Below are 466 nucleotides of genomic sequence, written 5' to 3' on the forward strand. Positions count from 1 at the left end.
CATGGCCTTTGTCCATCGGCTCAATCAGGCCTTTCGCCTTCGATGCAATATCGAGATGGATAGTGCCTGCGCTTGCCCCTTCCGGACCACGGATTTCCACGCCCTGGCCTTCACCGGTGGCGATAGGCTTCGGCTGCACGCCATGGCCTTTGTCCATCGGCTCAATCAGACCTTTCGCTTTCGGCTCAATCGTGAGGCCCATATTGCCTGCGCTTGCCGCTTCCGGACCACGGATTTCCACGCCCTGACCTTCACCGGTGGCGATAGGCTTCGGCTGCACGCCATGGCCTTTGTCCATCGGCTCAATCAGACCTTTCGCTTTCGATGCAATATCGAGATGGATAGTGCCTGCGCTTGCTCCTTCCGGACCACGGATTTCCACGCCCTGACCTTCACCGGTGGCGATAGGCTTCGGCTGCACGCCATGGCCTTTGTCCATCGGCTCAATCAGGCCTTTCGCCTTCGA

At 59.0% G+C, this 466-nt stretch carries 1 protein-coding gene; it reads right to left on the reverse strand.

All coding sequences use genetic code 11. The features are described 5' to 3' along the window. Positions 1-466, reverse strand: a 466-nt coding sequence (locus CYR52_RS22760) for a hypothetical protein (RefSeq protein WP_165699113.1), incomplete at both ends; no start/stop codon positions are given.

The organism is Chimaeribacter arupi (genome assembly GCF_002858805.1).
Classification (GTDB): Bacteria; Pseudomonadota; Gammaproteobacteria; order Enterobacterales; family Enterobacteriaceae; genus Chimaeribacter; species Chimaeribacter arupi.